11 protein-coding genes are annotated in these 11,777 nt (G+C 61.4%); 4 read left to right on the top strand and 7 right to left on the bottom strand.

The window, feature by feature from the left end; genetic code table 11:
- Positions 1-9: 9 nt before the first annotated feature.
- The 6 genes from ABIB57_RS12145 to ABIB57_RS12120 all read right to left on the bottom strand — a co-directional run bounded on the left by ABIB57_RS12145 (position 10) and on the right by ABIB57_RS12120 (position 6,263).
- Positions 10-1,080 (bottom strand): ABC transporter ATP-binding protein, encoded by a 1,071-nt coding sequence (locus ABIB57_RS12145; RefSeq protein ID WP_354041084.1) that lies wholly within the window; start codon positions 1,078-1,080, stop codon positions 10-12.
- Between the two features lie 34 nt (positions 1,081-1,114).
- Positions 1,115-2,005 (bottom strand): carbohydrate ABC transporter permease, encoded by an 891-nt coding sequence (locus ABIB57_RS12140; protein ID WP_354041082.1) that lies wholly within the window; start codon positions 2,003-2,005, stop codon positions 1,115-1,117.
- Position 2,006: 1 nt separating this feature from the next.
- Positions 2,007-2,915: a carbohydrate ABC transporter permease gene (locus ABIB57_RS12135; RefSeq protein ID WP_354041081.1), complete on the bottom strand. Its 909-nt coding sequence runs from the start codon at positions 2,913-2,915 to the stop codon at positions 2,007-2,009.
- Positions 2,916-2,973: 58 nt separating this feature from the next.
- Entirely contained in the window at positions 2,974-4,233 is a 1,260-nt protein-coding gene (locus ABIB57_RS12130) for an ABC transporter substrate-binding protein (protein WP_354041079.1), read from the bottom strand.
- A gap of 88 nt (positions 4,234-4,321) precedes the next feature.
- Positions 4,322-5,215 (bottom strand): sugar phosphate isomerase/epimerase family protein, encoded by an 894-nt coding sequence (locus tag ABIB57_RS12125; protein ID WP_354041077.1) that lies wholly within the window; start codon positions 5,213-5,215, stop codon positions 4,322-4,324.
- A 10-nt stretch (positions 5,216-5,225) separates the two neighbouring features.
- Positions 5,226-6,263, bottom strand: a complete 1,038-nt coding sequence (locus ABIB57_RS12120; protein ID WP_354041371.1) for a Gfo/Idh/MocA family protein — start codon at positions 6,261-6,263, stop codon at positions 5,226-5,228.
- Between the two features lie 171 nt (positions 6,264-6,434).
- On the opposite strand from ABIB57_RS12120, the gene ABIB57_RS12115 reads away from it, so the two are divergent.
- The gene (locus ABIB57_RS12115) at positions 6,435-7,466 is read left to right on the top strand and encodes a LacI family DNA-binding transcriptional regulator (protein ID WP_354041075.1); all 1,032 of its coding nucleotides are present in this window, start codon (positions 6,435-6,437) and stop codon (positions 7,464-7,466) included.
- A 231-nt stretch (positions 7,467-7,697) separates the two neighbouring features.
- Here the strand turns inward: ABIB57_RS12115 and ABIB57_RS12110 are convergent, their stop codons facing one another.
- Positions 7,698-8,405, bottom strand: coding sequence for a L,D-transpeptidase family protein (locus ABIB57_RS12110; RefSeq protein ID WP_354041074.1), 708 nt, complete (start codon positions 8,403-8,405; stop codon positions 7,698-7,700).
- 511 nt (positions 8,406-8,916) lie between these two features.
- Between ABIB57_RS12110 and ABIB57_RS12105 the strand changes: the two genes are divergently transcribed.
- Genes ABIB57_RS12105 through ABIB57_RS12095 form a run of 3 tightly spaced genes read left to right on the top strand, consistent with a single transcriptional unit; the run spans position 8,917 to position 11,764 of the window.
- Positions 8,917-10,071, top strand: a complete 1,155-nt coding sequence (locus ABIB57_RS12105) for an extracellular solute-binding protein (RefSeq protein ID WP_354041072.1) — start codon at positions 8,917-8,919, stop codon at positions 10,069-10,071.
- Positions 10,068-10,943: an ABC transporter permease gene (locus ABIB57_RS12100; RefSeq protein WP_354041070.1), complete on the top strand. Its 876-nt coding sequence runs from the start codon at positions 10,068-10,070 to the stop codon at positions 10,941-10,943. Before ABIB57_RS12105 ends, ABIB57_RS12100 begins: the two co-directional genes overlap by 4 nt.
- Positions 10,943-11,764 carry an ABC transporter permease gene (locus tag ABIB57_RS12095; RefSeq protein ID WP_299727366.1) on the top strand — a complete coding sequence of 274 codons (822 nt, stop codon included), beginning with the start codon at positions 10,943-10,945 and terminating at the stop codon, positions 11,762-11,764. The genes ABIB57_RS12100 and ABIB57_RS12095 overlap by 1 nt, the downstream gene beginning before the upstream one ends.
- The last annotated feature ends 13 nt before the right edge of the window (positions 11,765-11,777 follow it).

The raw sequence follows: 11,777 nt of genomic DNA, 5'->3' as shown, positions 1-11,777 counted from the left end.
GGCTGTGCCCTAAATCGCCTTTTCGCTCTGCCGGTCGAACAGGTGCACATTGCCCGGTTCGATCCGCACACCGACATTGTCGCCGGTCTTGGCCGCCGTGCGACCCGTTTCGACCACGGTGAGTTCCGGCGTGGTCGCTGTCGTCACATAGGTCATCGACCCCGTCGACTCCACCACCGCGACCGGTAGCCGAAGGCTCGCCTCATCCAGCGGCACGACGCTCAGATGCTCGGGCCGCAGACCCACCGTCACCTGCCGATTGGCCTCGACCTGCCGGCCCAGTTCCATCACCGGCGCACCGGGCAGGTCCAGCACCACTTCATGCCCATTAGCCGCAATCGTGCCCGGCACGAAATTCATTGCCGGCGATCCGATAAAGCCCGCCACGAACTTGTTGGCCGGCGTATCGTAAAGCTCCAGCGGCGCGCCCTGTTGCTCGATCACCCCCTCGCGCATCACCACCACATGGTCGGCCATGGTCATGGCTTCGATCTGGTCATGAGTCACGTAAACCGAGGTCGCGCCCAGCCGGTCATGCAGGCTGCGGATTTCCTTGCGCATCTGCACCCGCAGCGCCGCATCGAGATTGGACAGTGGCTCGTCGAACAAAAACGCCTTGGGATGGCGGATGATCGCCCGCCCCATCGCCACGCGCTGCCGCTGCCCACCGGACAACTCGCGCGGATACCGGTCCAGCAACCCGGTCAGCCCGGTCGTCGCCGCGATCTCCTCAGCCGCCTTGCGGGCCACATCCTTCTTCACGCCCTTGATGCGCAGCGAATAGGTCAGGTTCTCCGCCACCGTCATATGCGGGTAAAGCGCGTAGGACTGGAACACCATGGCCACGTCGCGCTTGCGCGGCGGCACATTGTTGATCACCTCGCCGGCAATCCTGATGGTGCCGCCCGTAATGCTCTCCAGCCCCGCCAGCGAGCGCAACAGCGTGGACTTTCCACACCCCGAAGGCCCCACCAGCGCCACGAAACTCCCCTTCTCGATGCGCAGACTGACGTCCTTGAGCGCATGATAGGTGCCGTAGTGCTTGTTGATATTGGCTAACTCGATCTGGATATCGCTCATTTGAGTTCTCCAATGTGAAGACTGATACGCACCGTCATTTGACCGCTCCCACCACCACGCCCCGCGTCAAGGTGCGCTGGAAGATCAGGAAGAAGATCAGCGTCGGGGCGATACCAAGCAGCGACGCCGCCGCCTGAAAGGTGGGGTCTGACATGTTTTGTCCACGCGTCAGGCCCATCGCCACCGCGACGGTCTGGTTGTTGTTGGACACCAGCATGACCAGCGGGATCAGGAACTCGTTCCAGGTCCAGATGAAGAAGAACGTCCCCACCACCATCAGCGATGGCCGCAGCACCGGGACCACCACCTGCCACAGCACCTGCCAGCGGTTGGCCCCATCCATTTCCGCCGCTTCGATGATTTCCTTGGGAAAACTCCGCAGCACGGACGACAGCAGATAAGTGCCGAAGGCGCTTTGCAGCACCGCAAAAACGATAATCACAGCGAGCTGGGTGTCATATAGGCCCGTCGCTTTGGCCATGTAATACAACGGGTAAACGATGGATTCCTGCGGCACCATGATGCCCAGCAACAGTATGACGAGGAATATTCTCGACCCCTTCACCCGGCCGATACTGATGGCGTAGGCGTTCAGCAGGCTGATCAGCACGCCCAGCAGCGAAACGGAGAGGCTGATAATGACGCTGTTGACGAGCTTCCGGCCAAAATCGGAGAGATTCCAGAAGTAGGCAAGAGCCCCGAAATCTGTGCTGGTTGGTATCGAAAGCGGTCCATTTCGCGCGTAGTCAACGCCGCTCTTGATCGAATTGATGACGGCCAGCATGAACGGAAACAGCGTCAGCAACAGCATGAGGGTGACCAGCAACAGCACCAGCCAGCGGAATGGGCTGCGCCGCGGGCGATTGTGCGCGGCGTCCTCTGCTGCCGCGGATGCGGCGTTATCGGTCAGGATTGCATCGCTCATCTCAGGAGTTCCCTTCCTGGCGGGCCTGGAAGCGCAGGAAAATCACGGCAAGGGTGACGGTCAGCACCGTTTGCACGACAGCGATCGAGGCCGCATAGCCGACGCGCTGCGTGGTGAAGAAGTGGAAATACGTCAGGTAGGAGGGCACCAGGGTCGCGTTGTCCGGTCCGCCCGCCGTGATTACGAAGATTGGTGCGAACACTTTGAGCGCGGCAATCAGCGTTGTCAGCACCACCACGAAAATTTCCGGCGCCAGTAGTGGAATGGTGATGGTCACGAGGCGTTGCCACCAGCCGGCGCCATCCAGTTCGGCGGCCTCATAAAGCGCCGGATCGATGCGCGACAGGCCGGCCATGAACACCACGAGGCAGTACCCCACCTGGATCCAGACGATCACCAGCGACACCGCCGCCAGCGCAAAGGTTGCATCACCGATCCAGTTCTGCGTCAGCCCACCCAGGCCCACGGCCTGCAGAATCGTGTTGGCAACGCCAATGGGACTCAGTATCCAACCCCAGAGCACACCAGCCGCCGTCACGGGCAGAATTTGCGGAAGATAGAAGCCGGCGCGGAAGATGCTCGAAACTGTCTCGCCGAACTCGTCGCGGACATAATCGAACAGCAGCGCGGCCAGCACCAGCCCCACTATCACCGGAATGATGGTCATCGAGATGATGAACAGCAGGGTGTGGACCATCGAACCCCAGAACTGGTCGTCCGTTAGCAGCTTGAGATAATTTTGCAGGCCGACAAAGCGCGGCAGGCCGACGCCTTTCCAGGCTGTAAAGCTCAGCAGGAAATTGGCGATTTGCGGGATCAGGACGATGACAACGAAGCCGATGGCGCCTGGCAGCAGGTAGAAATAGTAACTGCGCCGGTCTTCGGCGGCAGAATCGGTCGAGTCCGTCATTTTCCCCTCCAAAGTCACCGGATCGCACCTTTTCGGCGCGATCCGGCATGCTCAGATTTTACTGATTTTCCTGGGCGTCGTCATAGACCTTCTTGATTTCGTCGACGAACTGCTCAGGGGTCAGAGTACCTTGGAACAGGCCGCTATCCTTCTGGTTGAGCGTGTCGTAGAAGCCCGGAACCGGCCAGTCGGGATAAAAACCCAGACCATTGGCGTCCGAGATCTGCTTGAACACGGTCACGGCATTCTTGCCGACCGGATCGGTGATCGTGGCCGGATCGGCGGCGATTGCGACGCCACCCGCATTGGCCAGCTCGGTCTGGTACTTCGGCGACAAGGTCTGGCTGATCCACTCAGCCGCCAGGTCGGCGTTCTTGGCACCCTTTGGAATGACCCAGAGGTTACCGGTCGAGCCAACCGAGTACTTCGCGGTCGGAATCACGAACTGGCCCCACTTGAAATCCTTGATGGTCGAGCTGAACGAACCCAGGTTCCAGGTCCCCGAGACATACATCGGGGCTTTGCCTGAGGTGAACAGGAGAGCTGCGTCCGGGTCCTTCATCCCGGTGGAGTCCTTGCTGATATAGCCCTTGCCGACCCAGTCGATAAGCGTCTGGGCGGCGTATAGGTAGGGTGCGCCATCGAGCGGGGCTTTCAAGCCCTGATAGTTCTGGATCCAGGTATCGTCGGCCTTGGTATAGGCCAGCGAGGCGAGCAGATGCTGGCCGCTGGTATCACCGGCGCCCAGGGCGAGCGGGGTCATGCCCTGCTTCTTGAAATAGTCCATGTCGGCTTCCCACTCCGCGATCGTGGTGGGAGCCTTCAGGCCGGCCTTGTCGAACGCGTCGATATTGTAGAAACCCGACACATATTCGCCATTGGCTGGAATGCCCCAGACATGGCCCGAGCCATAGATGCCCTTGTCGTCATACCTGGACAAAACCAGGTCGCCTTCGTTGAGGATCTTGTCCCAGCCCTGCGAGGTCACATAATCGTCGAGGTTGGTCAGCAGTCCCTGGCTGGCCACGAGGCCGGCGGTGGCGTTGCCCTTATTGTATTCGAGGACGTCCGGAGCCTGATCCGAATTCAGGATCATGCTGCCCGAAGCCTGCAACTGCGCGAATGTCTTCTGCTCGAAGTTCACGGTCACGTCGGGATGGGCGGACTTGAACTCCTCAAGCGCCTTGGTCCAGGCGGTACCCTGCGCACTCGCAGGATCTTCGAACCACCAGATATTGAACGTCTTGTCCTGGGCGTGGGCCAGGCCCGTCGCCAATACCATGGCGCCCATCGCCATGGCCAATGTCGAAAGTTTCATCTTAGTCCTCCCATTGTGCGGCAGTGGCCGCGGTTCATATGAAATCGCCAAGGCCCTCTGCGGAGCCTGTCCTGGCGATCAGACGGGGTCAGGCGACGTAGTCGCCCCCCCGGCATTGCTTGAGATAGTTGAGCCCGCGCACCTGCCCGGTCATTTCCAGGGCGTCGCGATAGACCGGATCGTGCCAGCCCTCGATATCGATAGCGCCCGCATAGCCGGCCAGCCGCAGTTCCGAGATCACATCCACCCAATTGGTGTCGCCGAAGCCGGGCGTGCGCATGAACACGAACTTTTCCTTGCCGAAAATGCCGTGCTCCTTGATGACCTCCCAGCGGATGGTCGCGTCCTTGCCGTGCACGTGGAAGAATTTGTGCGCCCACTTGCGAATTTGGGGCAGCGGATCGATCAGATAGACCATCTGGTGGCAGGGCTCCCATTCGAGCCCGATATTGTCGTCCGGCGTCTCGTTGAACATCAGCTCCCAGGCATCGGGATTGTGCGCAATGTTCCAGTCGCCGCTCGCCCAATTGCCGTCCATGGCGCAGTTTTCAAAGGCAATCTTGACGCCCTTGTCCGCCGCCCGCTTGGCCAACTCGCTCCACACCTGCTTGTAGCGCGGCAGGCTGTCGGTCAGCGGCTTGTTGCGCACGCGCCCGGTAAAACCGGCGACGCAGGTCGCGCCGAAATGGTGCGCATTGTCGATGCAATCCTTCCAACCCTGCAGCGTCTGGCGGTCCATCTCCTGGTCCTCCAGCGGATTGCCGAACATGCCGATGGTGGAAATGGTGATGTCGCGGTTGCCGATGGCTTCAAGCGACCGCTTGCCCAGTTCCGCCAGGTCCTGCCCATTGGTGGTCTGCCAGAAGAACGGCTCAAAGCTCTCGAAACCCAGATCGGCAATCTTGGCGATGTTCTCGGCGCCCTGTCCGGCTGTCGCCTGGATCATGGTGCCGATGCGGATGGATTTGGCGGGGTTGGTCACGAGATAATCCTCAAACTGCTATGATGACGCGCTGGCGGGTCTTGGCGCTTTCGATCGCCGCGAACACCATCGCCAGACTCTTGATATTGTCGCTGCTCGCCGTCTCGGGCGGTCGTCCGCCCTCGATGGCATTCAGGAATTCGGCGATGACGCTGGCATGGCCATGGGTCTGGTCGGCATTTGCCGGCTCCGGCACCGCGAGGTCGGCCAGGTCGCGGAAAAACCCGGTGTCGCCGCTGACCACTTTGGCCTCAAAACTGTCGCCGCCATCCCAGAGCAGCGTGCCCTTGGTGCCCACGATCCGCCAGGCGCTTTCCCAGCTGGTATTGGCGCCTTCCGCGGCCCAGCTGCCGCGATAGTTGAACACCACGTCGTCGGAAAATTCGAAGATCGCATTGGCCGCTGCGCCATGGGCGTACCAGGAGCCGCGCGGATTGGTTTCGAGGCAATAGACCGCCTCCGGCGTTTTGCCGGCCATGAAGCGCGCCGCATCCAGCGTGTGGATGGCCATGTCGAGCAGCAGCACATTGTCCATCTCGTCGCGGAACCCGCCGAAATGCGCGCCAACGAAGAAATCGCAATGCAGCGCCGTTAGCTCGCCCAGCGCGCCGCTCTCGATCAGCGTCTTGATCCGCCGCACCCCGGCGATGAACCGCCGGTTCTGCACCACCGCATGGACGCGCCCCGCCGCTGCCGCCTGCTGCACCAGCGCCCGACCAGCCGCAAGGCTCGCCGCCATCGGCTTTTCGCTGAGCACGTGGCAACCATGGTGCAGCCCGGTGGTCACGATGGCTTCGCGCGCCGCCGGGATTGCCACGTCGAACAGCAGGTCCGGCTTGGTCTCTGCCAACACCGCATCGAGATCAGAGCTGATCACCACATCGCCCAGATTGAACTCGGCGGCCCGTTGTTCGGCCACCGCACGATCTAGGTCGACGAGGCCAACAATGCGCACCCGCCCCTTGAGCAGGTCGCTATCAGCAAGCGCCGACAACCACCCTTTGGACATGCCACCGCAACCCGCGAGAACGGCCGTAAACGTCAAGATGAAGCCTCCCTTTCGGCCACCCCGCCAGTCTGCTTGTGTCTTGTGCGACAGCTTGACTGGGGATATGCCGTAAACGTTTACGACGCTATATTCTGACCCCAATCCATGTCAATAGGGTTCCGTAAACGTTTCTGATGCGATCCACGACCTTGGGAATAATCGGCTGAAATCATGAAGGGCATCAGACGATTAGCGCAGCATCTCGATATTTCGATCGGCACTGTTTCGCGGGCCCTGAACGGCAAGCCCGACGTCAATGAAGCAACGCGCGAACGCGTCCTCAAGGCCGCCGCCGAGCTGGGCTATGTGCCAAATCAGGCCGGCCGCGCTTTGCGCAGCGGCGCCACCGGCGTTATCGGCTTCATGATGCAAACCGGCTCTGAAATCACCGGACAGGGCGATACTTTCTTTATGGGCGTATTCGATGGCGTCCAGACCGTGTTCGCCCGCCACCAGCTCGATCTGGTTGCCCTGCTCTGCTCGTCCGAGGAAGACCCCGAGGCCTATGTCCAGCGCATCGTCGCGCGCGGTTTCGCCGATGGCCTCATCATCTCGGCCACCCGACGCAAGGACCCCCGCATCGAATATCTGGCCCAGCGCCACATCCCCTTCGTCGCCCTCGGACGCAGCCTTTCCGACGCCGGTCACCCCTGGCTCGATCTCGACTTCGAAGCCTATGCCACGGCCGCCATCGATCGCCTGGTGGCGCGCGGGCACCGCCGCATCGCCATCAGCGCGCCCCATGACGACGTCAACCTGGGATATGTGTTCGTCGAGCAAAGCCGCCGCGCCCTCGCCGCCCGCGGCCTCACGCTGGAAGACGACATGATCTTCCGCTCCACCCCCAACGAAGCCGGCGGCTACGACATCGCCAAGCGCCTGCTGCAACGACCCGATCAGCCGACCGCAATTGTCCTGATCAATGAAAGCGTCTCCATCGGCCTCTATCGCGGCTTGTCCGAGGCCGGCGTCCGCCCAGGCCGCGACATCGCCGTGATCGGCCTCAACAGCCCGCACGCCACGTTCCTGTCGCCCACCCTGACCTGCTTCGGCCTGTCGCTGCGCAATGTCGGCATCGCCCTCGCCGAAGCCCTTTTGGCCACCATGCCCGCCTACCAGGCCGACTATCCGCAAGGCACCGTCCGCCGCCTCTGGCCGTTTGAGTTGATCGAAGGCGAAAGCGACGACTACCGCCTCCCCTAAGCCGGTTTTCGCCGGCCATTTGCCGCCGCCCTGGATAGCCGCAGCCGCCTCAATGGGATTTGCGCGGCCGCTGCTCCAGCCACCGGCTGTAGCAGCAGCCGGCAAAGCAGAAGACAAAATAGGTTGCGGCGATATAGGCCTCATCTTGGCGCCGGCGAGACGGCGCAGATAGGCAAAGGTCGCCGCCCCTTCAAGGTCGCATGATTTTCCGAACGGCTCTGCCGCTGTCGCCTATGCGCGCAGCACGACCACCTTGGTGTTAACCGGCGTCCGCGAATAAAGGTCGATCATGTCCTGAGTGAGAAGGCCGATACAGCCGCTTGAAATGCCCTTTCCAATCGTTTCGGCCACCCTCGTGCTGTAGAGCGTGTAAAGCGTGTAGGCGCCATTCTGATAGAGATACAGCGTGCGGGCGCCGAGCGGATTGTCCAGGCCTGGCGGCATGCCGCCAGCATATTTGGCGGCTTCCGGCTGCCGCAGGATCATCTCCCTGGGTGGCGTCCAGACGGGCCATTCGGCCTTGCGCCCGATATAGGCGTCCCCGCTCCAAAGGAACCCGGCGCGGCCGACACTGGCACCATAACGCGTGGCGTTTCCATCGCCTTCGATACGGTAGACGTAGTGGTGGCTGGGATCGACGATAATCGTGCCAGCGACCTCTTTGGTGTCATAGCGCACGGTCCGGCGATAAAATTTCGGATCGATCTTGCTGACAGCGACGGCCGGGATCGGGAAGCGCTCATCAGGCACGGGCCCGTAAGTCTTCTCCGCCTCAGCAAGGCTCATACCGCCGGTCGCGCAACCGGAAAGCGCCAAAGCGCCAAGACCGATAGCAGAACCGACCAGAAACGACCTGCGGCTCAGAGCCCCTGCCGCGAGCCGGGCCGAAGTGACCTCGCCCATTTCACGAGCATCCACAATCCCATTGTCTACGATCATGACTTGAAGTTTCCCATTTCCCGTTGCCTGACCAAAAAACCGATCGGCAGTGCACCCGCCAAACGCCTGCTAAGGCCGAGATTGGCCTCACCCAGCTCAATTGGCAAGCTTGGCTTTCCGCCAAGACAACCTCGACGGAATACCGGCGCGACACCTGTCACCCCTCAGTCCCGTCGAAATCTCCATTTTCTAGCGGCCGGCTCGGGGAGCGTCTGTCTCACCAAACCCGTTGCAGGCGACCACTGGGACCAAAATGATTTGAATGATCGCTAACAGAACGCGCTGGAATGCCGACCGAAAATGTGCACGCTTACCGTAGAGCTCGCAAAGAGCCAAAGGGAGAGCCCAGCACGTCTTGTCGACCGCAGGCGCGGTCATTTGCCTGTCACACACATCTCATAATGCCCGCAGGCTTCCTGCGCCTTCAGCGGTCGTCTGCGGAAGCAGATCAGTCACCGACCGACTTCGGACTTTAACGCCGCGGATATTCCGCAGGACCTGGAGAACAGTTATGAAACGTCGCTCATTCATGATTTCGGCCGCCGGCACCGCCGCTGGCCTTGCCTTGCTGCCCCGTCTGGCCTTCGCCGAAGCCGGCAAGATCGACGTGTATTTCACATCCGATCAGAACGTGATCGATTTCTGGACCAATGTGATCAAGCCGAAATTCGAAGCCGCCAATGCCGGCATCACCCTCAATCTGGTCGACGGTGGCGATAGCGCCGGCGTGCAGGCCATTGCCGAGCGCGCGCTGGCTGCCCTGCCGAGCGGTGCCGATCCGCAGTCGGACCTCGCCGAAGGCTTCGATACGCGCCTGCCAAGTGGCGGCATCGAAGCTGGCCTCTGGGTCGATTTCGCGAAGGCCAACCTGTCCAACTATTCCAAGATCAATCCGCTGGCGCAGGACATTCCGACCAACCTGCCGTATCGCGGCTCGCAGGTCCTGCTGGCTTACGACACCACCAAGCTCGATCCCGCTTCCGTGCCAAAGACCTGGCCGGACCTGATTGCCTGGATCAAGGCTAATCCCGGCCAGTTCATCTACAACCGTCCCGACAAGGGCGGCTCGGGCGGCAATTTCGTGCGTCGGGCGATCTATGAAGCGACCGGCAAGGACCCCTCCAAGTTCACCGTTGAAAATTACACCCAGGAACTGGCCGATGCCTCGCTGAACCCGGCCTGGGACATCCTCAAGGATCTGTCGGGCTCGCTGTTCGACAAGGGCGCCTATACTTCGGGCAATACCCAGTCGATCCAGCTGCTTAGCCAGTCTGCCGTTACCATGATCCCCGCCTGGTCCGATCAGGCGCTGTCGGCGATCAGCCAAGGCGTGCTGCCCGAAACCACGGGTCTGGTACAGCTGACCGACCTCGGCATGCCGGGCGGTTTCACCAAGCTCGGCGTGTTCTCCAATGGCGTGAACAAGGATGCGGCCCTCAAGCTGGCCGATTTCGTGCTGACCGAGGAAATCCAGTCGGCCGTTCTGACCGAACTCGGTGGCTATCCGGGCGTATCCTGGGACTATGTCGCCGCCGACCTGCGTGAAAAGTTCAAGGATATCGTGCCGAACTCCATCCCGGTCTTTCCCGGCGGCGATTGGGAAAAGGCCATCAATGACGGCTGGTATCGCGCCGTGGCACCGAACGTCGACCGTACCGCCGCATGACCGCTTTGCCGGCCAACGACATTGTCGGCACGAAATCGAGCAGGAGGCCAGTTGGCCTCCTGCTCGTCGCCGCGCCCGTGCTGCTGGTGTGTTGGCTGATCATCTGGCCGATCATTTCGGCGATCATCCGCACCATCTGGCTGCCAGACGCAGCGGGCGAAAAGCGCTTTTCGCTCGAAACCTACCAGTTCTTCTTTTCCGACCAGTACAGCATCAATAATCTGCTGGTGACGCTGTGGACCACCGCGGTGACCGCGCTGATCCTGCTGCTGATCTGTCTGCCGATCGCGCTCTACCTGCGCTTTGCGACCAATCGCATTGCCGCCTATGTGCAGGGCCTGGCGATCTTCCCGATGTTCGTGCCCTCGATCATTCTGAGCTACGCTTTCATCCGCGTGCTCGGGCCGAACGGCACGGTCGACCTGCTGCTGAACGCGGTGCATTTGCCTCACATCCGCTCGCCCTATCTGACGCCGTGGGGTCCGGTTCTCGGGCTGGTGTGGGACAATATCCCGCTGACCGTGCTGATCCTGCTGTCGGGGCTGGGCAATGTGTCCAACCAGTCGATCGAGGCCGCGCGTGATGTCGGCGCCGGGCGGATCGCCGTGCTGTGGCACATCATCCTGCCGCGCATTTCCAATTCGCTGCTGGTGGCGGTGTCGTTCACCGTTCTGGGCATTTTCTCGGCCTTTACACTGCCCTATGTGCTGGGGCCCGCGGCGCCCGAAATGATGGGGCCGTTCATGCAGCGCACCTTCCGCGATCTCAACGATCCGACGACGGCCATTACCCAGGCGGTAATCGCGTTCGGCTTCTGCATCGTGTTCGGGCTGTTCTACGTCTATTCCGTCGCCAAGAATCGAGCGCCCTGATGGCCCGTGCCCTGATCGAAAAGCGCATGGACTGGACTGGTATCGGCTTTGCCGCAGTGTTGACCGTGGTCATCATTTTCCCGCTGCTGGTGGTCGGCACCTGGGCCTTCACCAATGTGTGGCGCTATCCCTCGGTGATCCCGCAGGAATTCGGGCTCAAATTCTGGCAGCAGACCTTGGCCCGCGCCGACGTCTGGAGTTCGATCACCACAAGCCTGAGCCTCTCGGTCACGGTGACGCTGCTGTCCTGCGTCATTTGCCTGCCGGCCGCCTATGCCTTTGCGCGCATGGAATTTCCGGCGCGCAACCTGCTGTTCTTCTCGTTCCTGGCCGGGCACGCCTTCCCCAAATTTGGCCTCCTCGTCGCCATTGCCGGCATTTTCCTGCAGCTCAATCTCATCGCCACCTTCTGGGGCGTGGTGCTGATCCAGCTCGTGGGCACGCTGCTGTTCATGATCTGGATTCCAGTCGCGGCATTCCAGTCGGTGGATCGCCGCATGGAGGAAGCGGCCCGCGATGTCGGGGCCAAGCCATTCCGCGTGTTCTGGTCCATCACCCTGCCCCAGGCCGGGCCGACCATCGCGGCGGCCGTGCTGCTCAGTTTCGTCGGCACCTTCTATGAAACAGAAGGCGCCTGGCTGATCGGTGCGCCGCAAATCCGCACCCTGCCGGTGCTGATGATTTCCTTCATCAACAACCAGCCGGTGATCCAATATGGCGCGGTGCTGTCGGTGATCCTGTGGGTGCCCTCCTTTGCCGCTCTGTTGTTCGCGCGGCGTATTATCAGCTCGGGCTCATTCGCCCGCGGCTTCGGCGGCTAGAAAGGTCTTCGGC

It is taken from the genome of Devosia sp. UYZn731 (genome assembly GCF_040546795.1).
GTDB lineage: Bacteria > Pseudomonadota > Alphaproteobacteria > Rhizobiales > Devosiaceae > Devosia.
This window is presented reverse-complemented; position numbering and strand designations above follow the sequence as displayed.

What these genes read in the sequence shown, in the direction of transcription:
- ABIB57_RS12130 (WP_354041079.1), bottom strand. Translation starts at nt 4,233, where the DNA reads ATGAAACTTTCGACATTGGCCATGGCGATGGGCGCCATGGTATTGGCG.
- ABIB57_RS12115 (WP_354041075.1), top strand. Translation starts at nt 6,435, where the DNA reads ATGAAGGGCATCAGACGATTAGCGCAGCATCTCGATATTTCGATCGGC.
- ABIB57_RS12095 (WP_299727366.1), top strand. Translation starts at nt 10,943, where the DNA reads ATGGCCCGTGCCCTGATCGAAAAGCGCATGGACTGGACTGGTATCGGC.
- ABIB57_RS12135 (WP_354041081.1), bottom strand. Translation starts at nt 2,915, where the DNA reads ATGACGGACTCGACCGATTCTGCCGCCGAAGACCGGCGCAGTTACTAT.
- ABIB57_RS12110 (WP_354041074.1), bottom strand. Translation starts at nt 8,405, where the DNA reads ATGATCGTAGACAATGGGATTGTGGATGCTCGTGAAATGGGCGAGGTC.
- ABIB57_RS12100 (WP_354041070.1), top strand. Translation starts at nt 10,068, where the DNA reads ATGACCGCTTTGCCGGCCAACGACATTGTCGGCACGAAATCGAGCAGG.
- ABIB57_RS12105 (WP_354041072.1), top strand. Translation starts at nt 8,917, where the DNA reads ATGAAACGTCGCTCATTCATGATTTCGGCCGCCGGCACCGCCGCTGGC.
- ABIB57_RS12140 (WP_354041082.1), bottom strand. Translation starts at nt 2,005, where the DNA reads ATGAGCGATGCAATCCTGACCGATAACGCCGCATCCGCGGCAGCAGAG.
- ABIB57_RS12145 (WP_354041084.1), bottom strand. Translation starts at nt 1,080, where the DNA reads ATGAGCGATATCCAGATCGAGTTAGCCAATATCAACAAGCACTACGGC.